Origin of the sequence: Candidatus Avelusimicrobium caledoniensis (assembly GCF_902756455.1) — a bacterium.
Classification (GTDB): Bacteria; Elusimicrobiota; Elusimicrobia; order Elusimicrobiales; family Elusimicrobiaceae; genus Avelusimicrobium; species Avelusimicrobium caledoniense.
Window position 1 is genome coordinate 1 of sequence record NZ_CACVRB010000023.1, and the last position, 19,780, is coordinate 19,780.

21 protein-coding genes are annotated in these 19,780 nt (G+C 47.6%); 11 read left to right on the top strand and 10 right to left on the bottom strand.

Going from position 1 to position 19,780, the window contains the following annotated elements; all coding sequences use genetic code 11:
* Positions 1–142 precede the first annotated feature (142 nt).
* Positions 143–886, top strand: a complete 744-nt coding sequence (locus ACQY2W_RS05955; protein ID WP_428050359.1) for a type IV pilin protein — start codon at positions 143–145, stop codon at positions 884–886.
* A 43-nt stretch (positions 887–929) separates the two neighbouring features.
* Here ACQY2W_RS05955 and ACQY2W_RS05960 read toward each other — a convergent pair whose 3' ends face one another.
* Positions 930–1,391: a TspO/MBR family protein gene (locus ACQY2W_RS05960; protein ID WP_428050361.1), complete on the bottom strand. Its 462-nt coding sequence runs from the start codon at positions 1,389–1,391 to the stop codon at positions 930–932.
* A gap of 123 nt (positions 1,392–1,514) precedes the next feature.
* On the opposite strand from ACQY2W_RS05960, the gene ACQY2W_RS05965 reads away from it, so the two are divergent.
* The 7 genes from ACQY2W_RS05965 to ACQY2W_RS05995 all read left to right on the top strand — a co-directional run bounded on the left by ACQY2W_RS05965 (position 1,515) and on the right by ACQY2W_RS05995 (position 8,169).
* The gene (locus ACQY2W_RS05965) at positions 1,515–1,898 is read left to right on the top strand and encodes an acetyl-CoA carboxylase biotin carboxyl carrier protein (RefSeq protein WP_428050363.1); all 384 of its coding nucleotides are present in this window, start codon (positions 1,515–1,517) and stop codon (positions 1,896–1,898) included.
* On the top strand, positions 1,899–3,287 hold the full coding sequence (accC, locus tag ACQY2W_RS05970) for an acetyl-CoA carboxylase biotin carboxylase subunit (protein ID WP_428050365.1): 1,389 nt from the start codon (positions 1,899–1,901) through the stop codon (positions 3,285–3,287). It abuts the gene before it with no gap.
* Positions 3,271–3,735 carry a D-glycero-beta-D-manno-heptose 1-phosphate adenylyltransferase gene (rfaE2, locus tag ACQY2W_RS05975; RefSeq protein ID WP_428050367.1) on the top strand — a complete coding sequence of 155 codons (465 nt, stop codon included), beginning with the start codon at positions 3,271–3,273 and terminating at the stop codon, positions 3,733–3,735. The genes accC and rfaE2 overlap by 17 nt, the downstream gene beginning before the upstream one ends.
* A gap of 30 nt (positions 3,736–3,765) precedes the next feature.
* The gene (locus tag ACQY2W_RS05980; RefSeq protein ID WP_428050369.1) at positions 3,766–4,956 is read left to right on the top strand and encodes an aminotransferase class I/II-fold pyridoxal phosphate-dependent enzyme; all 1,191 of its coding nucleotides are present in this window, start codon (positions 3,766–3,768) and stop codon (positions 4,954–4,956) included.
* 50 nt (positions 4,957–5,006) lie between these two features.
* Positions 5,007–6,113, top strand: coding sequence for a GNAT family N-acetyltransferase (locus tag ACQY2W_RS05985; protein WP_428050371.1), 1,107 nt, complete (start codon positions 5,007–5,009; stop codon positions 6,111–6,113).
* A gap of 240 nt (positions 6,114–6,353) precedes the next feature.
* Positions 6,354–7,076, top strand: a complete 723-nt coding sequence (locus tag ACQY2W_RS05990) for a type IV pilin protein (protein WP_428050373.1) — start codon at positions 6,354–6,356, stop codon at positions 7,074–7,076.
* Between the two features lie 622 nt (positions 7,077–7,698).
* A complete protein-coding gene (locus tag ACQY2W_RS05995; protein WP_428050375.1) occupies positions 7,699–8,169 on the top strand; it encodes a type IV pilin protein in 471 nt (156 codons plus the stop codon).
* Between the two features lie 2 nt (positions 8,170–8,171).
* On the opposite strand, the gene ACQY2W_RS06000 is transcribed toward ACQY2W_RS05995, so the two are convergent.
* The 8 genes from ACQY2W_RS06000 to ACQY2W_RS06035 all read right to left on the bottom strand — a co-directional run bounded on the left by ACQY2W_RS06000 (position 8,172) and on the right by ACQY2W_RS06035 (position 15,165).
* On the bottom strand, positions 8,172–9,077 hold the full coding sequence (locus ACQY2W_RS06000; protein ID WP_428050377.1) for an RluA family pseudouridine synthase: 906 nt from the start codon (positions 9,075–9,077) through the stop codon (positions 8,172–8,174).
* Complete coding sequence (gene lgt, locus ACQY2W_RS06005; protein ID WP_428050379.1) at positions 9,056–9,856, bottom strand: prolipoprotein diacylglyceryl transferase; 801 nt, start codon at positions 9,854–9,856, stop codon at positions 9,056–9,058. Before lgt ends, ACQY2W_RS06000 begins: the two co-directional genes overlap by 22 nt.
* A complete protein-coding gene (locus ACQY2W_RS06010; protein ID WP_428050381.1) occupies positions 9,856–10,464 on the bottom strand; it encodes an MBL fold metallo-hydrolase in 609 nt (202 codons plus the stop codon). Before ACQY2W_RS06010 ends, lgt begins: the two co-directional genes overlap by 1 nt.
* A gap of 1 nt (position 10,465) precedes the next feature.
* Positions 10,466–10,765: a septum formation initiator family protein gene (locus ACQY2W_RS06015; RefSeq protein WP_428050383.1), complete on the bottom strand. Its 300-nt coding sequence runs from the start codon at positions 10,763–10,765 to the stop codon at positions 10,466–10,468.
* Positions 10,765–12,036 (bottom strand): phosphopyruvate hydratase, encoded by a 1,272-nt coding sequence (eno, locus tag ACQY2W_RS06020; protein ID WP_428050385.1) that lies wholly within the window; start codon positions 12,034–12,036, stop codon positions 10,765–10,767. The genes ACQY2W_RS06015 and eno overlap by 1 nt, the downstream gene beginning before the upstream one ends.
* A gap of 27 nt (positions 12,037–12,063) precedes the next feature.
* Complete coding sequence (locus tag ACQY2W_RS06025; RefSeq protein ID WP_428050387.1) at positions 12,064–13,548, bottom strand: hypothetical protein; 1,485 nt, start codon at positions 13,546–13,548, stop codon at positions 12,064–12,066.
* 50 nt (positions 13,549–13,598) lie between these two features.
* A complete protein-coding gene (locus tag ACQY2W_RS06030; protein WP_428050389.1) occupies positions 13,599–14,276 on the bottom strand; it encodes a type IV pilin protein in 678 nt (225 codons plus the stop codon).
* Between the two features lie 373 nt (positions 14,277–14,649).
* The gene (locus tag ACQY2W_RS06035; protein WP_428050391.1) at positions 14,650–15,165 is read right to left on the bottom strand and encodes a type IV pilin protein; all 516 of its coding nucleotides are present in this window, start codon (positions 15,163–15,165) and stop codon (positions 14,650–14,652) included.
* A gap of 335 nt (positions 15,166–15,500) precedes the next feature.
* Here ACQY2W_RS06035 and rlmN point away from each other — a divergent pair, with 335 nt between their 5' ends.
* The 3 genes from rlmN to queC are packed head-to-tail and all read left to right on the top strand — an operon-like array spanning position 15,501 to position 18,899.
* Positions 15,501–16,523, top strand: a complete 1,023-nt coding sequence (gene rlmN / locus ACQY2W_RS06040; RefSeq protein WP_428050393.1) for a 23S rRNA (adenine(2503)-C(2))-methyltransferase RlmN — start codon at positions 15,501–15,503, stop codon at positions 16,521–16,523.
* A gap of 8 nt (positions 16,524–16,531) precedes the next feature.
* A complete protein-coding gene (locus tag ACQY2W_RS06045) occupies positions 16,532–16,969 on the top strand; it encodes a hypothetical protein (protein WP_428050395.1) in 438 nt (145 codons plus the stop codon).
* A complete protein-coding gene (gene queC, locus ACQY2W_RS06050) occupies positions 16,950–18,899 on the top strand; it encodes a 7-cyano-7-deazaguanine synthase QueC (protein ID WP_428050397.1) in 1,950 nt (649 codons plus the stop codon). Before ACQY2W_RS06045 ends, queC begins: the two co-directional genes overlap by 20 nt.
* Positions 18,900–19,368: 469 nt before the next feature.
* Here queC and ACQY2W_RS06055 read toward each other — a convergent pair whose 3' ends face one another.
* On the bottom strand, positions 19,369–19,629 hold the full coding sequence (locus ACQY2W_RS06055; RefSeq protein WP_428050399.1) for a hypothetical protein: 261 nt from the start codon (positions 19,627–19,629) through the stop codon (positions 19,369–19,371).
* Positions 19,630–19,780 lie beyond the last annotated feature (151 nt).

A 19,780-nucleotide genomic window follows, 5' to 3' on the forward strand; every position in this document is an offset into this window, starting at 1 on the left:
CCTTTTCTGTATATATTTTTCTCTCGCTCGTCATCCCGCAGAGTTTCTATGCGGGATATAGCGAGAGAAAAAATAAAACTTGACATCGTTTTTTTTTTTTGATTTAATTTGATTATGCCCAAATCAAATGGAGGATGTTTTTATGGAAAAGGAAAGATGTTGTAAAGCTGTTGTAGGTCAGGGTGCTCACCGCATGGGCGAATTGCCTGATGTTAAAAAAAGCTTGTCATCCCGTGAGGCCGTTACACGGGATCTTCGTATTTTTGTTTCTGGCGGGATGGTTGACGAGCGAAAAGAAATCGGAAGATCCCGGATTACAAATTTCCGGGATGACAGACCTTTATGTTATAACAGCAAAGCATTTACGCTTATTGAATTATTAGTGGTAGTACTTATCATCGGTATTTTGGCGGCGGTGGCTGTGCCGCAATACCAAAAAGCGGTGGAAAAATCACGCGCCACGCAAGCCCTTGCGGTACTTAAAACAATCGGACAAGCCCAAGAAGCGTATTATCTGGCGAACGGAGAATATGCGGCTTCTTTAGATGAATTACCTGTGAATATTTCGTGGACAGGAACAGAAAAGTGGACGGCAAGTGAATATCCCACTTATTCTAATGAACAATGGTCGTTGCAAATTGTGCGTTGGACGCCTACCACTTGCGGGATATATATGGGACGGCTAACCGGTAAGTATGCCGGTGCGGGGTTTGTTTATTGGCTTAAAAATTCGTACGACGATATAGAAGAAGGCACTATTTCTTGTGCAGAACGCCTAAGCAATGGTTTATCGTTCGGTGGCACATCGGGTAGCTATTGCGGGCAGGTTATCCGTGTATCCGGCCCAAAACTCAGTAAAAGTGCTATTGATGTGTGGCCATTATAGTAAAGTAAAACGTCCCTTTTACAAAGGGACGTTTTACTTAAGTTCAATTCATCCACCACATAGCGGCGGTTAAGTACGTGGCAAACAGCAGCCACAAGCCGTACGGCACCAGTAGCCACGCCGCCGTGCGGCTAATGGGCCAAAACGCGCGGCACAGAAAAATAAATTCCACCAGCATAGCGACAATTAAAATCAGCCCGCCCGTTACACTGTGCGCGCCAAAAAATACCGGCGTCCAACATGCGTTTAAAGCCAGTTGCAACACAAAAAGCATCAAGGCGTGCCCGTGCAATTTTTCGCGAAACGCCAAAAATGCGCTTATGCCCAGCATCACATATAACACACCCCACACGATACCAAACACCGCTTCGGGCGGAGAAAACGCCGGGTGAATCAGCGTGCGGTACCACGTCATATTGTCAAACACGTACTGCATACCCAGCAGTCCGGGCAGTTGGGCAATAGCCAACCACACAATCAGTTGAATCAGATTTGTCATTTTCATAGGGGTATCATAGCGTTTTTGCCGGACCGCGTAAACGGAAAAAAAGTATTAGTTTCTGCCTAAACCCATAAAAAAAATGGTAAAATAATGCTACGTGCCGCTTAGGCACCTTAGAGGATTTTTATGGATACAAAACTCATCAAAGAAGTAACCGATTGGATGAAAACCACCGATTTGGCCGAATTTTGTTACGAAAACAACGGCGACAGTATTGAAATCAAAACCCAAGAGGCCTTGCCCGAGCCCGCACAGTTTGCTTGCTCGCTTACGGCGGTAACGGCCCCCACGGTGGGCATTTACCACGCGGCGGACAAAGGCCAAAATTTAACCCTTACCGAAGGCCAACCGGTAGAACAAGGCGCGGCCTTGGGCGTAGTGGAAACCGTTTCTAAAAAACATAAAATTACGGCTCCCGTTGCCGGGAAATTGCGGGTAGTATCGGCGCAGGAAGGTGCCCCCGTAGAGTTTGGGTTGCCGTTATTTTTTATTGAGCCGCAGGAGCACTAAATGGCAACTGGTTTGCAACAGAAAAATTTTCAAAAAGTTCTCATCGCCAACCGGGGCGAAATTGCCGTTCGTGTGATTCGCACGTTAAAAGAAATGAATATCAAATCGGTTGCGATCTATTCGCAAGCGGATCGCAACAGTTTACACGTGCGTATGGCGGACGAGGCCGTGTGTATCGGTCCGGCACGCTCGGCGCAAAGTTACCTCAATATAGATGCCGTTATTACCGCTGCCAAAATTACGGGAGCGGATGCTATCCACCCAGGGTATGGCTTTTTGTCCGAAAACGAAGAATTTGCCGCCGCGGTGGAACAAGCGGGCCTTACGTTCATCGGGCCGAGCGCGCAAACAATTTCCATGCTGGGTGTTAAATCTACCGCGCGCGAAATAGCCGTAAAAGCCGGCGTGGCGGTTACGCCCGGCTCTGACGGCGTCGTTGGTAAAAATTACCACGCGTTGGCACGCAAAATCGGCTTTCCCCTTATGATTAAAGCCGCTTTAGGCGGCGGCGGAAAAGGCATGCGCGCCTGCCTGCAAGAAGAAGATTTGGACCGCATGATGACCACCGCTAAAGCCGAAGCCCGCGCCAACTTTGGCGACGATAGGATGTATTTTGAAAAACTGATTTTAAATCCGCGCCACATTGAAGTACAAGTAGCCGCAGATAACTATGGTAACGTCGTAGCATTTGCCGAGCGCGATTGCTCGCTTCAACGCCGCCACCAAAAATTAGTGGAAGAATCGCCCAGTCCGTTTGTGGATGCTAAAACCCGCACTCAACTTCAAGAAGCGGCGTGCAAAGTAGTCAAAGCCGCCAAGTATTGCGGCGTGGGCACGGTGGAATTTTTAATGGCGCCTACGAAAGAATTTTATTTTATGGAAGTTAATACCCGCCTTCAGGTAGAGCACCCGGTTACGGAAGAAGTTTGCGGGCAAGATTTAGTGAAACTTCAAATTCAAATTGCCCAAGGCGAAAAATTACCGCTTAGCCAAAAAGAGGCGGCCGTCATTAACTGCCACGCTATTGAACACCGTATCAACGCCGAGGACAGCGAACACAACTTCGCGCCTTGCCCCGGCACGGTAACGGAGTGGATACCGGCGGGCGGGCTCGGTGTGCGGGTGGATAGCCACGTATATAGCGGCTATGCTATCCCGACGTATTACGACAGTTTGATTGCTAAGCTCATTGTTACCGCGCCGGACCGCGCACGTTTACTGGCCCGCAGCCGCCGCACGCTGGGCGAGTTTGTAGTGGGCGGCGTAAAAACGACGATTCCCTTTCATCAAAAAATTGTAGCCAACCCCGATTTTATATCTGGCAATACCGATACGGGGCTCATTGAGCGGATGATTAAACAAGAGAAGGAACATGAAAGCGAAAAGTAAAATTTTAGGGCCGCGCCAACTCAAAAAATGGGTAGAAACGGCACGCAAAAAAGGCCAAAAAATCGTTTTTACCAACGGATGTTTTGATATTTTACACGCCGGACACGTTAGCGTGTTGGAGTTTTCGCGCAGTAAGGGCGACTTGCTTGTCGTGGGTTTAAATAGCGACGCATCCGTGCGCCGTTTGAAAGGACCGACCCGCCCCGTTAATACGCAGGCGGACCGCGCACTCGTGTTAGCGGCGTTAGAAAGTGTAAGCGCAGTGTGTATTTTTAACGAAGATACACCGTACAATTTAATAAAACTCGTCCGCCCGGACGTACTTGTCAAGGGGGGCGATTATAAGCCGTCGGAAATCGTCGGCCGCGAATTTGCAAAAAAAGTAGTGCGTTTTGCTTTACTCAAAGGACGTTCTACCACAAACATTATTAAAAAAGTAAGTAAGTAGCGTAAGCTACCGTTGCGAGAGGAAAAAACTATGGCTGATATTTTTGAGAAGTGCAGAAATTACAAGGACGCCAAAATTGCGATGCGTATGGGCATCTACGGCTATTTTCAACCGATAGAGTCCGCGCAAGGGCCGGAAGTTATGCTCGGCGGCAAAAAATACATTATGGCGGGCTCTAACAACTATTTGGGGTTGGCTAACGACCCGGAAATGAAAAAAGCCGCGTTGGAAGCCGTGGAAAAATACGGCACGGGCGTAGCCGGTTCGCGCCTTTTAAACGGCAACACAAAACTTGCCGATAATTTGGAAGCGAAACTTGCTAAGTTCAAACGCAAACAAGCCGGGTTACTCTTCGCAACGGGGTATCAAATGAATTTAGGGGTTGTGTCGTGCCTTATCAAAAAAGGCGACTACGCTATTGTGGATAAATTAGACCACGCCAGCATTTTGGACGGTATTAAAATGTCCGAGGGCGAAATGGTCCGCTTTAAACACAACGACATGGCCGACTTAGAGCGCGTGCTTGCCAAGATCCCCGAAGATGCCGGGAAACTTATTATTGTGGACGGTGTATTTAGTATGGAGGGGGACATTTGCCCGTTACCCGATATTGTGAAAATCGGTAAAAAATACGGCGCACGCATTATGGTAGATGATGCACACGCTACGGGTATTATCGGCAAAACGGGCCGCGGTACGTGTGAGCACTTCGGGTTGGAAAACGGCGAGGTAGATTTAATCGTCGGTACGTGCTCCAAAACATTTGCGACCGTCGGCGGATTTGTGGTGGGCGATGAAGATATCATCCACTACATGCGCCACAATGCGCGCAGCCAGATTTTCTCGGCCTCTATGCCGCCGTCTTGTATTGCGTCCATTACCAAAGCGTTGGAACTTATTGAAAACGATACGTCGCGCCGCGATAATTTATTCCGTTTAACTGCCAAACTCAAAAAAGGGTTGGAAGAGTTGGGATACGATTTAGGCACAAGCACTACACCGATTTTGCCGGTGCACGTGGGTAGCAACGAAAACTGCTTTAAGATGTGGCGCGCTTTGCACGAAATGGGCATTTTCGCTAACCCGGTCATCAGCCCCGCTGTGCCGCCCGGCCGCGCACTCATGCGCCTGACGCTCATGGCCACGCATACGGACGAACACGTCCAAAAAATTATTGATGCGTTTGCCCAAGCGGGCCGCAGTATCGGTATTATTAAATAAGGAGTTTTTAAAAAACCCCGCCGCGTGCGGGGTTTTGTTTTTAGACGACTATGCAAATCAAAGAAATTATTTCCCCGGTTGATATTCAGGCGTTTGTAGAGTTTCCCTTTACCTTATATAAGGATAATCCGTATTGGGTGGGGGAATTAAAAGCCGATACCCAGCATTTATTGGATACAAAAAACCCGTTTTGGGCTACGGCTTCGCGCGCGCTTTTTATGGCGTATGAGGGGGGCAAACCCGTCGGGCGTATTATGGCCCTTGTCAACCGGGCCCACAACGAATACCACAAAGAAAATATCGGTTTCTTTGGTTTTTTTGACTCAATTAACGACGAAAAAGTTTCTGCTGCTTTATTTCAAGCGGCCGAAAAGTGGCTCAAAGCACAAGGCGTAGAAGAAATGCGCGGGCCGGCTAACCCGTCAAGCAATCACACCTACGGACTTTTGGTGGAGGGGTTTGACAGTATGCCCGCTATTATGATGCCGTATAATTTTGCTTATTACGCGGGGTTAATTGAAAAAGCCGGACTTACCAAAGCCAAAGATTTACTCGCTTTTTACCGCACCAAAGATGATAAATTTTCCGAGCGGTTTTTGAAAATTTGCGCCCGGTGCGAGCGCGCCAAAGGCATTACGCTTAGGCGGCTTAATTTGCACAAAATTGACGAAGAAGCCGAAATTATCCGCCAAATTTATAACGCCGCTTGGGCGGAAAACTGGGGCTTTGTGCCGCTGACCAAGCAAGGTATGTTAGACATTGTGCATGAGCTAAAACCCATTATCCGCACCGAAGGCACGTGCATACTAGAAGAAAACGGCGTGCCGGCCGGGTTTTATATTTGTATCCCCAATATGAATCACGTGTTGCGCGTGTTGAAAGGATCGCTTAAAAACCCGTGGCGGGTGTTGCGTGCGTTATGGACGTGGAAACGCATTAAAGATGCGCGGCTGATTATGCTAGGCGTTATGCCGGAGTTTAGAAAGCGCGGGTTAGATTTAATTTTAATTAAACACATCGTTACGCACGGAGTAGCCGTGTGGGACGGAGCGGAACTGTCGTGGGTGCTGGAAGACAACGCCGGCATGGTGCATGCTATCCAAGAGTGCGGATGCCACCCCTACAAACGCTACCGCGTGTATCAGAAAGATTTATAAAAGTTATTTTTTGCAAAATAAGACCCGTTTCCGGTTAAACCGGGGACGGGTTTTTCGTCGCGAAAAAATACTTATCTCCGGCAAGGAGATTATTGCGTTGTAAAGCAACATAGTAAAAAGAGTGTGGCTTTAATTAAGTGAAAGCTAGCTCCCAAAATGCCTGCCCCCGGCAAGGGGGTTGACATCGTTTTTTTTTTTGATTTAATTTGATTAAACAGAAATGAAAAAGGAGGAGTTGTTATGGAAAAAGAAAATAGTTTTAAGGGTTGTTTAAATCAAATTAAGCTGTCATGCCGGAAGGTTTTTATCCGGCATCTTCGTATTTTTGTTTCTGAAGGGATGGTTAACTGGCGAGAGAAAATCAGAAGATCCCGGATTACAAATTTCCGGGATGACAAGTCTTTATGTTATAACGGCAACGCATTTACGCTCATTGAACTTTTAGTCGTCGTACTCATTATTGGTATACTCGCGGCGGTGGCGTTGCCGCAATATCAAAAAGCGGTGGAAAAATCACGCGCCGCGCAAGCTCAAACGATGCTTAAAAGTGTATCGCAAGCGATAGAAAATTATTACTTGGCTAACGGCGAGTGGCCGCAAAGTTTTGACGAACTTGCCATAGATATCCCGTGGACGGGAACGGAAAAGTATTATGATTATTCATCACAGATTAAAGACGTTCGTTCCAATGGCGAATGGGCCATTGAACTTGGACGTAGTGATTCTTACGGTTCCTACGTAATAATCGGACGTTTGAACGGGCAGTATGCGGGGGGCGGATTTGTATTGCATGATTTTCATTGGCCTGCAGGATATTATCCGGGAGAAACCTTGTGTATAGAAGGTAAATCAAACTCGTATGGTGTGAAATTTAACAAGAATGACGGAGATTATTGCACCAAATTATTTGGGGGTACTTTGGCCACAACTGGTAATTTGCGTTATTATCGTTTCGCTCAATAAAACAGGGGCCCTATTTTCCCACGAAATAAGACCCCGTTAATTGCCCGGCGTACAAGTCCCCTCTTGTTGCCGGGTCGGATGAAAATTTAGGAAGCCCCGGTGTGTGCCCGGGGCTTCTTTGCATGGGAGTTGTCTAGTGTCAACACCCACACTTATCCCCTGTGTTGTTGTTCTGCAATAAAGGACGAACCTTTATTTATCCCCCAGAACAAATTGATTACAGTATTATCCTAAAAGATTAGTTGTCCCCCGGCAACCCAAAAAAAGGGTTAGATTTTATATTGTACTTTTCTGGCAACAGAAAAGTACCAAAAGATTGCCGCCCACGCTCATAAAAAGCAGTTAAAACAAGAAAATTTTTCAAACTCGCTCACGCTCAAACATGAAAAATTTTTACTTATTTTAACGCTTTTTAACGGCACGCTATCGGGCGGATAAACGACAACGACGGAAATTTTTTGGCAGGGGAGTGTTGCGTTGCAAAGCGACACTACAAAAACAGTGTGGCTACAAGTAAGTGAAAGTTGACTCCCAAAATGCCTGCCCCCGGCAAGGGGGTTGACATCGTTTTTTTTTTTGATACCATTTTATTGGTTGGTAAAAATTATTAAAGGAGTGTTGTATGAAAAACAAACAAGCATTTACGTTAATAGAGCTTTTAGTAGTAGTACTTATCATCGGTATATTAGCGGCGGTGGCGTTGCCGAAATATGAATTAGCCGTCGCCAAAGCGCGGTATATGCAACTAATTTCTCTTGCTAATGCGTTAGGTAGAGGACAAGAAGTATATAAACTGGCCAACGGAGAATTTAGTAATGATATCAGTGCCTTGTCTATTGATTTGCCAAAGGGTACGCAAGTAGTTAATAATAAGGTCAGCTATTCGTGGGGATCTTGTAGCATTGGCACAACCGGGTACGCGTCTTGCAGAAGCGCACGTGATGGGGTCAGTTATGTTGATTTAAGAACTTTCAGACAATGTAAGGTAGAACCCGGCACAAAAGAAGAATTTGGTAAAAAGATTTGCAAAAGCATGGGGGGCGTCTATACTTCCAAAGACGGCAACGGACAGTATCAATTTACTTTGCCCTAGATTTATTTCTTAGTGACCCGTTCCCACGCGGCAAGGAAATCGTCCGGCACCGGGGCTTCAAATTTTAACTTTTTACCCGTTAGCGGATGTGTAAATTCAATGCGCCTAGCGTGGAGCATGAGACGCTCGGCCGTTGCGCCCTCGTAGAGCCAGTCGCCAAGGACGGGGTATCCGAGCCAATTTAAATGCACGCGCAACTGGTTGGTGCGCCCGGTGCGCGGGTAGAGTTCAATATACGTAAAACCGTTTTTGCGCTCCAACACTTTATAATCGGTTACGGCTTCGCGCCCGACGTCAGAGGCCTTGATTTTCCCACCCGCTACACGCCCGATCGGCACGTCAATCGTGCCTTCGTCGTCGGGGACGAGCCCGCACGCAATCGCGTGGTACGTTTTATGCACGTTGCGCGCGGCAAACGCGGCAATCATTTCCGCTTGAAATTCTTGCGTTTTGGCTACAATCATTACGCCGCTTGTTTCGCGGTCTAACCGGTGGACGAGTCCCGCGCGTGGCATTGTTTTATCAAACCCTTTGGGCGGGTTAGCTAAAATAACCGATACTAAAGTTTCTTCGGAGGAAAAAACCGTTTCCGGGTGTTCTTCCCACACGGGGCTTTGCGGGTGGACCAGCATGCCCGCGGGTTTTATTAAAGCAAAAAAATCTTTTCCGTCGTTAATAATTAAATCTTTGAGCTTTGTTTGGCTGTGTGCTTGCGGCAACGTGATTTCTACCGTTTCGCCCGCTGTCAATGGCCAAGACGGTTTTACTTTTTTGCCGTTGACAGTAACGTGGCCGTCTTTGATTAACTTTTGAACAAGTGAGCGCGACAAATTTTCCAATTCATCGGACACAAATACGTCTAAGCGTTTAGAATATCCCTCAAAAATTACCGTTTTTTTATCAGCCATTTTTTTGTTCCTTTTTTTGTCGTGCGCCACCAAATGATACCGGCTGTTAGGGCCAGTAAAAGCGTAATGAGTTGCGCCGGCGAAAGCCCGAAAATATACGTTCCGCGAAAGTCACCCCGGAAAAATTCCAATACAAAACGTAACGTGCCGTAACAGGCAATATACGCCACCAATATCATTCCGTTTTTATGCGGGCGGTTATACAGTTTGTGCAAGAGAAAGAAAATCAGCAAATTGCCTACGGCTTCATACAGTTGCACCGGGTGGACGGGAACGCCGATTAAATCGGGCGAAACCATGGCGTGGGGGTCTGAAAATATAACGCCCCACGGCAACGCGGTGGGTTTACCGTGGCAACAGCCCGCCAGAAAACAACCCACGCGCCCAAATGCATGCCCCAGCGGAAGCCCGGTAATAATAAAATCGGACGTGGGTAAAAGCGGCAAGTTTTTCTTTTTCATGTAGATAATCAGCGCCGCTACCGCTACAATCAGCCCGCCGTAAAATACAAATCCGTAGCGGAAATTTTGCGCAAAATACGTCATCTTTTCCCACATTGTGCCGTTAAGTTGCGGCCACGTAACGAGGATAAATAATAATTTCGCGCCGACAAGCGCGCCCATAAAAATAATGAAAATTAAGTTCCAAAATGTGTCTTTATCTATATTTTTAGGTAAGTGCCGCAGTAAATAGTAAGACGCTACCGCGTAACCCAACGCGGTCATCACGCCGTAACTGGCCAGTTCAAAGGGTCCGATGTGTAAAAAAACCGGGTGCATTATAACAGCTCCTTGTCGCGTAGCGCATTGCGCATAAATTGATTTTTGACCCGCTCATAGCCAATGGTAGAACTGCATTTTCCGCCGTAACTGTGGCCCGCAAAAATTTGGGTGTCTTCCGGTAAGTGCGCCAGTTTGAGTAAGCTTTGGCGCATGGCGCGCGGGTCGGACGAGGGTAAATCTACCCGTCCGCACGCACCGGGGAAAAGCGTGTCGCCCGTGAAAAGTGCATTGCCGATTTGGATGCACACACCGCCGGCGGTGTGGCCGGGGGTGGGGATAATGTGCAGGTCAAACGGACCGATTTTAAAGTTTTGCTCGCCGTGATAGGTGTGTAAAAATTGCGGGTCAATGCCGGATAATTCTACGTCGCTTTCTTCCAAATATCCTTTCAGACCTGTTTTTTGTAAAAGGTCTTGGGCGAATTTGACGTGATCAAAATGACCGTGCGTAAAAAGTACACCGCGTAAGGTTAAATTTTTTTGCTCAAGCGTGTGTTCCAAAAAATTCATATCCCACGCCGGGTCAATAAGCAGTGCGTCGTTACCTTGTGAAATAAGGTACGTGCAATTATCCATCGGGCCTAAGTTAATCACGTCAATGTTCATATTATTTATTATCCGTAAAGCGAAATTCAATTTCGTTGGGCTTAGCCAAATCATACTCCGTGCGGGCAATTTTTTCCACCAATACCGGGTCTTGCGCTTCTAACAATTCTTTTGTGTGAAGTAAGTTTTTGTGTTCGCTGTCTAAAGCCGCACTTTTACGAACGAGCCGGTTTGTTTCTATTTTGTTGTGTACTAAACTGACGATACTGCTTCCCAACCACAACGCCACCACCGCCAGCAGGGCTAGCCCCGCCAGCAGTGGTTTGCGGTTTTTAATAAGTGTATTGATAACTTCTTTCATTACTTTCTAAAAATACTCCCTTGGGCGTACACGGCTTGCGGGCCGAGTTCGCTTTCAATTTCTAACAACCTATTATATTTAGCGGTGCGTTCCGCGCGGGCGGGCGCGCCGGTTTTGATGGCTCCTGCGTTAGTGGCAACGGCTAAATCGGCAATAAACGTGTCTTCCGTTTCTCCCGAGCGGTGCGACACGATACACGCATAGCCGTTTTCCCGGGCCAGTTGCATCACGTCTATCGTTTCCGACACGGTGCCGATTTGGTTTAACTTAATTAAAATAGCGTTGGCGGCTTTTTGTTTAATGCCTTGTGCTAAGCGTTGGCGGTTGGTAACAAATAAATCGTCACCCACCAAACGCACTTTGCCGCCCAGTTTGGCAGTTAAGGTCTGCCAGTTTGTCCAGTCGTCCTCTTGCAACGGATCTTCTAACGAGATAAGCGGATAATTTTTACACCAGTTTTCGTAAACTTGGCACAGTTCATCCGCAGATAAATTGTTGCCTTCAAAACGATATTTCCCGTCTTTGAAAAATTCGCTAGCGGCGGCGTCTAACGCTAAAGACATAGTTGGGTGCCCGGCTTGTTGGGCGGCAGATAAAATGGTCTTTAAGACGTCCTCGTGTTTGGCAATTTTGGGAGCAAAGCCGCCTTCGTCGCCCACGGCAATTACTTGCCCCGCGTTTTTTAACGCTACGCGTAACGTGTGATATGTTTCGCTAGCACTTCGTAAGGCCTCGCTAAAGGTGTTGGCGTGCGTAGGCACAATCATAAATTCTTGGATATCTAAACCCGAATCGGCGTGCTTACCACCGTTAATGATGTTAAGCATGGGCGCGGGCAAGATATATCCGGTTTCTTTAAGGCGGTAAATTTCGCGAATAAATTTATATAAAGGAGTTTTGGTAGATTGCGCCCCGGCGCGAAGTACGGCCATGGATACTGATAGCGTCGCGTTGGCCCCTAAATTAGATTTATTGTCCGTGCCGTCCAACTTACACATGGCTTGGTCTATGGCGCGGATATCTAGCGGGTCCATATCCGCCAGATGCGTGGCAATTTTTTGCACGTTGGCAATTGCTTTTAATACGCCTTTGCCGCCAAAGCGCGCGTCTTTATCGCGCAGTTCCAGTGCCTCGTGCGAGCCGGTAGAGGCCCCGCTTGGCACCGCGGAAAAACCGCGCGCGCCGTCGGACAAGAGCACGTCGGCGGCTACGGTTGGGTAGCCGCGGGAATCTAAAATTTCCCGAGCAGTAATTTTTTCAATGCGAACCATACAACCCCCTCGGCCGCAGGTGCGGCCTTATAGCATACTGTCTATGATTTTTTTACCTTCTTTAATTAACGCCGCCGGGGTTTTTTCGTCTTGTGCTTCGGCATACATACGGATCAGATGTTCCGTGCCGGAAGGGCGGATGGCTAACCAACTGCCGCCTTTTAAGAGGAATTTAAACCCGTCGGTGTTATCAATACGCCACACAGAGGTTTTGTTGATAGAAAGCGGCGGCCGGATATCCAACCGCTCCATAATGCGGTTGATTTCGGTCTCCGTTTTGGGGATACTGACTTTTTGGTCAAAGAGTTGTTTGTATTTCTTGTAAAAATCTTTGCGCAGTTGTTTGAGCGTTTTGCCTTCGGTAGCGAGCAAATCTACCACGAGCAAACATGCCAAAAGGCCGTCTTTATCCGGGATATGATTGGCAATGGCCAGCCCGCCGGACTCTTCCATACCCATAATGTACTGGCCCGAGGTCATCAAGTCTGTAATATACTTAAACCCGACGGGCGTTTCGCGTAGCATAAGTCCGTTGGCTTTGGCCACTTGGTCAATTAAGTTGGATGTAATGACACTGCGGCAAATGCGGCCTTTTTGTTTTTTGTTACGCACTAAGTGATCCAAAATCATAGGGGCGATTTCGTTGGGGGAAATCCACTCGCCGTCTGAATCAATCAAGCCGAATTTGTCGCAATCGGAGTTGCACGCAATACCCAAATGCATTTTTTTGCGCAGTACCAGTTCGGTCAGCTCTTTTAAGCTTACCGGTCCTGCGTTGGGGGTAACTCCGCCGAAAAGGACGTCATCTTCCTCGTGGATGCCTTCTACGGTAACACCGTTTTTCTCCAAAAACGGACGGAAATAATTTTTAGCCGAGCCGAAAAGCGGATCCACCGCAATTTTAAGTTTAGATTTTTTCAGCGCGCGGGTATTGATGAGTTTTTCCAAATGCGCTAAATAATTTTTGCGTAAATCTTTGCTTACCACTACGGCCGCGTTAAGCGTGCCAAACTCGGTGGAAGAGGCCTTTAAAATTTGGGCGTTTTCAGACGGAATATGCTTTTCAATATCTTCGCAAATTTCGTTGTTGGCAATACCGCCGTAGTACGAAATCCATTTCAGCCCGTTGATGTGGTAAGGGGCTTCACTACCGGTAATAATTACCGCACCTACGGCGCATTGGCTCAGCACAGCCCACTCGGCTACCGGGGTGGGCAGCGGTTCTTCGGCCATGTGTACGGTGATACCGCTTTGCACGAGTGCATTGGCGGCTACAAAGGCCAGTTGTTTGGATAAAAACCGGGTATCGTACCCGACGATGACGAGCGGGTTTTTCAGTTTTTTGCCTTGAGTTTTGCAAAAATTCTGATAGCCCGTTCCTCTAAACCCGTAGAAAGGGTGTTCCAAAACGTGCTCGGAAATACCGTACGCTAAACGCTGTACCGTTTGGGCGGTAAGTCCGCCCGCTGTAATGGCCCGAAAGCCGGCTGTGCTGAATTTAATTTCTCCCATAGTGCAGACATTATAGCAAAATTGGGTGGGAAATTTTCAAGTAATCTAAATTAAGGCATACGGAAATAATTCCAAGCGCCCTCGCCGTTGGTGTGTAACAGTGTCCCTTTCATAATTTTCTGACAATAGGCCCCTTTAGATTTTGTGAACGGATAGTTGTTTTCGCTGACCATTTCAACACATAGCAATTGGTCAATAGGGATGCGCCCATCGTCCGAAGCTGCATATATGGCAAAAGCACTTCCCGCATAAGGGCCGGATAAGTGGGAAATAATTATACCGCGAGAAACAGAAGTTGAACCCGAATTTCGTATCTGTATAGACCAATCTGCATTAGACTGGCCTTGCTTATGATGTCCAAGGTTAATGCCGTTTGTAGTTCCCGTCCATGGGGTTTCTACGGCGAGTTCGTCAACCGAGGTTGGCCACTCACCATTAGCCAGTTGATAGGCCTTAGCGGCGTTGTAAATGCTTTTAAGTAAGGTAATGGCTTGCGTGGCGCGGCTTTTTTCCACCGCTTTTTGATATTGCGGCAAGGCAACCGCCGCTAAAATACCGATGATTAAGACTACTACTAATAATTCAATAAGCGTAAAGCCGCTTGCCGTTTGACTTCCACCCTGGCGGGGGAAGTGGTTTTGTGTGCGTAAGCACTCAAAACCGATGAGGGGGTAAATAATAAAGTTATTTCCTTGTTCTGTTATACCCCGCTTTTTATTACCCCTCACCCTACCCTCTCCCGCAAGGGGCGAGGGGTAAAAGAGAGAGGTTGCCCGTCCGGCGAGGACCTCCCGCAAGGGGCGAGGGGAAAAGCGAGGGTGGTTCGTGCGGCGAGCACCCTGACCTACATTTATATTTGTTTGCATAAATTTCTCCTTGTTTTTTTGCGTCTCTTTATTATTGTTTTTTTTTTTTGTTTTTTCAAGCACAATTTGTCGGGTTGTAAAAATAATGATGATATTTAAGTGGGATAAAATAGACCAAGACGAATAGAAATAAGGCAAGGGTTCATCTAAAATCAGCGAGGATAATATTTTGTGACATAAGCGAAACACCTCGGCTTCGGCTCGGGGTGTTTCATGTGATGTTATACTGAATTTGTTACAAACGTATTATATACCAACCGCTGTAAGTGGGGGATAATTGACCGCCGCTCAAGGTTTTACAAATTTGCCACGGGTCGCCCAGTCCACCGGAGGAAAGCTTGCAATAGATGTTTGGGTCATTGGCTACTTTTACAAAAGAGTAATGTCCTTTTCCGCCTACGTGTACTTGCCCTTTTTCCCACCGTTGGGCAAAAGCGATAATGGGGGTGTCTGACATGGTATTTAGGCCAAAATCAAAATAATCTGTTTTTTTGCGGGCGTAGCCGTTGTATGTGGCATCTGTGCCGGGGATCTCTATATCAAAACTATCAAATGAGGTGGCATATTCTCCGTTGGCGAGGAAATACCGTTCTTGGGCTTCAGCAAGAGATTTTACAATGGTAAATGCCTGTGTGGCGCGGCTTTTTTCTACCGCCCGTTGGTATTGCGGCAAGGCAACCGCCGCTAAAATACCGATGATGAGAACGACGACCAAGAGTTCAATAAGCGTAAAAGCTTGTTTGTTTTTCATGTTGTTTGCTCCTTGTATATTTTTTGCGTCTCTTTATTATCGTTTTTTTTTTTTGATTTGTCAAGTGCTCACCGCACGGGCATGTTGTCCGCGAGCTTTCATTTACTTGTAGCCACACTATTTTTGCACTGTTGCTTTGCAACGCAACGACTTTTGCCGGGGGCAGGCATAAGGCCTCAAACCTCTGTTTGCGTTTGGTGTTATCTTTGGCAAGGGGGGTTCGTGGGAGTCTGCTAAGCTCTTTTTCGCTTTTTCGGCAAAATTGTGCTGTGGTTTAATGGGTTAAAAAGCGGCTGTAAACACAACAAAGATACCTAATATGATAAAATAGAACTATGAATTTTGAACGTGTTAAACAATATATTAAGGACGCCGGACTGCCTAATTTCCGTATCGCGCAAGTGCAAGAGGCTGTGTTTAAACGCGGTATTTCGTCGTGGGACGAGGCGTCTAATTTGCCCGCCGATTTGCGTGCAAAACTAATAAAAGAACAACCGATTTTATCGTTTAAAGTCAGTAAAATTGTCGTTTCCCGCCAAGACCGCACCGCTAAGGCGTTGCTGACACTCAACGACGGTTTGCAAATAGAAACCGTCCTGTTAAAACCGCAAGATACGTGGAGCGTATGTGTGTCCAGCCAAGTGGGGTGTGCCTTGCATTGTTCGTTTTGTAGTACGGGCAAAATGGGGTTCAAGCGTGATTTAACCCAAGAAGAAATTACCGACCAAGTTTTAATGTGGTATCAATACATCCGCAAAGAAAAACTGGGCGAGCGTATTTCCAGCGTAGTGTTTATGGGTATGGGCGAGCCGCTGCTGAACTATTTAAACGTCGTCAAAGCGGCGCACGATTTGTCCAACCCCGATTACTTAAACATCGGTGCACGGCATATTTCTGTTTCTACGTCGGGCATAGCTGATAAACTGCATAAACTGGCGGTAGATTTGCCGCAGGCCAATTTGGCTATTTCCTTGCATAATGCCGACAATGCCGAACGCAGTAAACTCATGCCCGTCAACCGCAAGTACGATTTGGACGAGCTGAAAAAAGCGTTGGAGGAATATATCGCTATGACGGGCCGCCAAGTATTTTTAGAATATTCCGTATTGGAAAACGTCAACAGCCGCCCGGAGCACATCCGTAAATTGGCCGATTGGATCTATTCTATTAAGGATAATTATTTACTGCACGTCAATTTGATTGCGTGTAATTTGGGCCGCGGCGAAAAAACCGACGAGCGCGTAGTGAAAAATTTTGCCGCCGGCTTAAAAGCCATGGGAATTGGCGTAACAATTCGCAAAAGCATGGGTAACGATATTTTAGCCGCGTGCGGACAGTTAGCCGCTCAGTATAAATAGGAGGTATTATGAAAGGGATAAAAAGTTTAATTTTAGTCGCGTTTGTATTGGCCGGTTGCGCTACGTTAGAGCAAGGCCAAATTGATTGGATACCGATAGGCCCTGAATTTCCGGCGACCGACCCCAAAAATATTCAAATTGTCAGCGGACGCAAAGACATTACCCGCCCGTACGGTAACTTGGGGTTACTGCGCATTAAAAATTTAAATCCTTCCCGCGATTCTATTTTGATGGGGGTAGAAAAGGGAAAAAAGATTGCTGCGTCCAAAGGGGCAGATGCTATCCAACTTAACCAATACAGTAATGCCGAGGACGGCGTGGCCGACCCGCGCATTACGCTGATTATCTACGCCATTAAATATGTGGATAATTTAACTGACGCTGATAAAAAAGCCATTGACGATTTTGAAGTAATGGGAGTGCTTAATGAACGTGCTAGTCGCTAAAAATCTGGGCGAATGTGCTTCTTGGACGGGTACGGCCGTTATTATAGACGTACTCCGTACGGCTACTACTATCTGCACACTTCTTGCCAAAGGGGAGCGCAATATTGTGGTCTGCCCGGATGTCAAAACTGCCGAGCGGTTAAAATCGGCTTATCCTGCGTTTGAAGTGATGACGGAGTTGCCGTTTACCGGCGCGCACGAGGACGACTCGCCCCATTTGGCTGAAAAACTGGCCCCCCAAACCCCGGTCCTGCTAGTGAGTAACGACACCGGACGTGCCTTGCAACAAGTGCGCCGCGCTTCGGCAGTACTGTTGGGCGGGTTTTGTAACTTCCGTTCATTGGTACAACAAGCGCAAGGTATCGGCAAAGATATTCTGCTTGTTCCGGCTACTATTTTCAGCGGACAACAAAACGAAGAAGATATGCTCTGCGCGCAAGCGTTTAAAGAGTTTGTGGAAAAAATCAGCCAGCCGGGTAAATTTATAGAAGAATTACAAACGACTGTCCGCTTGGTAGAATTTAGCGAGCACGGCCCGGCTACGGCCGTCAAAGATTTGGAGCTGGCCCTTACGCTCAACGAATTTTCCGTCGTTCCGCAAGCGGCTTATGCGCCTAAAGGAAATTGGGCCGTTTGTGTGCCGCTTGGCAAAAAGCCCGACCCGGCGTGGGCGACTTTTAAAGCCATTGAGCACGATGTGCCCCAAGTGCAAGAGCCGCAATTTAAGACCATGATAGATTTAAACTTGCGCCCCATGGTGGAAAAAACTTTACTCGCCAGCCAGCTCATGCCTCAACCGGCGGCCAACCAATGGATGCCGTCTATTGACGATGCCGGCAAGCCGCCTAAGCAGGAAAGTGCGGAAGTGCAAGATTTACTGAGTAAACCGACTCCTAAAAAAACAGAGCCGGTTGCAAAAAAAGAAAAATCGGCCCCGCGTAACACCAAGCCGTTGCCCGAACGGGTAATTAAACCGAAAGCACCACCCGCGGAAGAAGAATCGGGCGTGTCACTTTCCGCCGGGAAAACCATTTGGCAAATCAGTAAGCCCCGCCCCGGGTTAGAACAAGCCAACGCCGAGGATAGTATGTTTGTAGATTTGCCGGCCCCCCAACAACCGCCGACAGAAACGCCGGTAGAACAAGTTACCCAAACGCCCGAAACCGACCGTCCGCAAGAGCGTGTGTTGGAGTTAAGCGTGCTACAAGAAAACGGCGTGGTAGAATCTAAACCGGCTGTTATGCATCAACCGTCTGCGGGTAAACGTAAAAAAGCCATTGTGCTTTTTTCGGGTGGGTTAGATTCCACGACGTGTTTGCACTGGGCTATTGCTAGGGGCTATGAGTGTGAGGCCTTAACCGTTTCGTACGGTCAACGCCACCTGCGTGAAGTGGTGGCCGCGCAAACAATTACCCGTAAGTTGCATATCAAACACCATTTGATTGATTTAAAATTGCCGTGGTTGTCGTCCAGTTCGTTAGTGGATGATAATAAACCGTTACCGGATGTGGCGGTGGAACAAATCCCGCAACACGGTATCCCCTCTACTTACGTGCCCGGACGGAACTTGATGTTTCTCTCTATCGCCGGATCGTTGTTAGACGCCGTGGGCGCGGACGCAATTGTGGCCGGGCCCAATGCGGTAGATTTTTCCGGCTACCCCGATTGTACCCCGGCTTTCTTTAAAGCCGCGGGCGAAGCCCTAAACCGCGGGACCGAGCGCGGCGTGCGCGAAGGAATTGATGTGCTTGCCCCGCTCATGCACCTAAGCAAAGCGGAAATTGTACGTTTGGCAGTTAAGTTGCACGTACCGCTAGAGCTGACGTGGAGTTGCTATGCCGGAGGCGATAAGCCGTGCGGCAAGTGCGACTCGTGCAAGTTACGCGCTAAAGGGTTTGCGCAAGCGGGTATAAAGGATCCGGCGTTATAGATTATACCGCGCTAGTTTGTAGCAACTTTTCGTAACTTCTATCATGCGCACAAAAGGCAGACTAACAAAGTCTGCCTTTTGTGTCTTAAGAAGGATAAACAATTTTCCACATTTGGCCGTCTTGCGTGTCCCTGCCCCTTGACGTAGCTACCGCTACGCCTATGCGGGGCACTTGCCCACGCAATACGGCTCAAATCTGAAAAATCATATAATCATCTACAATGTTAGTCTTTGGGCGGCGGGCCGTCCCTTGCGGCCTTGCCTAAGCTCAAAACTGAAAACCGGGTGTTGTCCTTCGCTCTTACCGCGCTGTTAAAAAACGGCCTTGTTATCTTACGATTACGTACACCGCCCTTAGGACGTCATCCTGAACTTGATTCAGGATCTCGTTGTGTCCTAAGGGCGGTGTACTAACAATGTTAGTCTTTGGGCGGCGGGCCGTCCCGGCTCAAAATTACGTTTCCAATGTTTAGCGTAAGAAAAAGTCGGACGGGATTTTAGTATGGGAAATTTTTAATAAATTTTCCAAATGGGATAAAAACTCCCGGTAGGAATCTAAAATCTGAAACGTAGTGGCTAGGGCTTCTGCTTCTAAGGGGGAAATTTCATTTGCGCGTACGACTTGCGAACGTATCAGCCGGGCGCGTTCTTTAAGCGTTTGCAGTAAAAACAACAATAGTTGTTGGTTTTCGGTAAGGGCGGCTTGTTTGGTTTTGCGTGTGCGTGGCATAATTTCTCCTTACCGCCCATAAAAAAAGGGCGGACTTTCATTAGGTGCTCTCACCTTCCTAACGAAGCCGCCCCGCTATACGCTAGTAGCGTATAACAAAGCCGAGGCGGCTTGCCGGGTGGCAAGAACTTTTTGTCCGCCGCGATCATTT

Bases quoted from the DNA above. Each gene is read 5' to 3' on its own strand.
- ACQY2W_RS05955 (WP_428050359.1), top strand. From the start codon at position 143: ATGGAAAAGGAAAGATGTTGTAAAGCTGTTGTAGGTCAGGGTGCTCAC.
- ACQY2W_RS05960 (WP_428050361.1), bottom strand. From the start codon at position 1,391: ATGAAAATGACAAATCTGATTCAACTGATTGTGTGGTTGGCTATTGCC.
- ACQY2W_RS05965 (WP_428050363.1), top strand. From the start codon at position 1,515: ATGGATACAAAACTCATCAAAGAAGTAACCGATTGGATGAAAACCACC.
- accC (WP_428050365.1), top strand. From the start codon at position 1,899: ATGGCAACTGGTTTGCAACAGAAAAATTTTCAAAAAGTTCTCATCGCC.
- rfaE2 (WP_428050367.1), top strand. From the start codon at position 3,271: ATGAAAGCGAAAAGTAAAATTTTAGGGCCGCGCCAACTCAAAAAATGG.
- ACQY2W_RS05980 (WP_428050369.1), top strand. From the start codon at position 3,766: ATGGCTGATATTTTTGAGAAGTGCAGAAATTACAAGGACGCCAAAATT.
- ACQY2W_RS05985 (WP_428050371.1), top strand. From the start codon at position 5,007: ATGCAAATCAAAGAAATTATTTCCCCGGTTGATATTCAGGCGTTTGTA.
- ACQY2W_RS05990 (WP_428050373.1), top strand. From the start codon at position 6,354: ATGGAAAAAGAAAATAGTTTTAAGGGTTGTTTAAATCAAATTAAGCTG.
- ACQY2W_RS05995 (WP_428050375.1), top strand. From the start codon at position 7,699: ATGAAAAACAAACAAGCATTTACGTTAATAGAGCTTTTAGTAGTAGTA.
- ACQY2W_RS06000 (WP_428050377.1), bottom strand. From the start codon at position 9,077: ATGGCTGATAAAAAAACGGTAATTTTTGAGGGATATTCTAAACGCTTA.
- lgt (WP_428050379.1), bottom strand. From the start codon at position 9,856: ATGCACCCGGTTTTTTTACACATCGGACCCTTTGAACTGGCCAGTTAC.
- ACQY2W_RS06010 (WP_428050381.1), bottom strand. From the start codon at position 10,464: ATGAACATTGACGTGATTAACTTAGGCCCGATGGATAATTGCACGTAC.
- ACQY2W_RS06015 (WP_428050383.1), bottom strand. From the start codon at position 10,765: ATGAAAGAAGTTATCAATACACTTATTAAAAACCGCAAACCACTGCTG.
- eno (WP_428050385.1), bottom strand. From the start codon at position 12,036: ATGGTTCGCATTGAAAAAATTACTGCTCGGGAAATTTTAGATTCCCGC.
- ACQY2W_RS06025 (WP_428050387.1), bottom strand. From the start codon at position 13,548: ATGGGAGAAATTAAATTCAGCACAGCCGGCTTTCGGGCCATTACAGCG.
- ACQY2W_RS06035 (WP_428050391.1), bottom strand. From the start codon at position 15,165: ATGAAAAACAAACAAGCTTTTACGCTTATTGAACTCTTGGTCGTCGTT.
- rlmN (WP_428050393.1), top strand. From the start codon at position 15,501: ATGAATTTTGAACGTGTTAAACAATATATTAAGGACGCCGGACTGCCT.
- ACQY2W_RS06045 (WP_428050395.1), top strand. From the start codon at position 16,532: ATGAAAGGGATAAAAAGTTTAATTTTAGTCGCGTTTGTATTGGCCGGT.
- queC (WP_428050397.1), top strand. From the start codon at position 16,950: ATGAACGTGCTAGTCGCTAAAAATCTGGGCGAATGTGCTTCTTGGACG.
- ACQY2W_RS06055 (WP_428050399.1), bottom strand. From the start codon at position 19,629: ATGCCACGCACACGCAAAACCAAACAAGCCGCCCTTACCGAAAACCAA.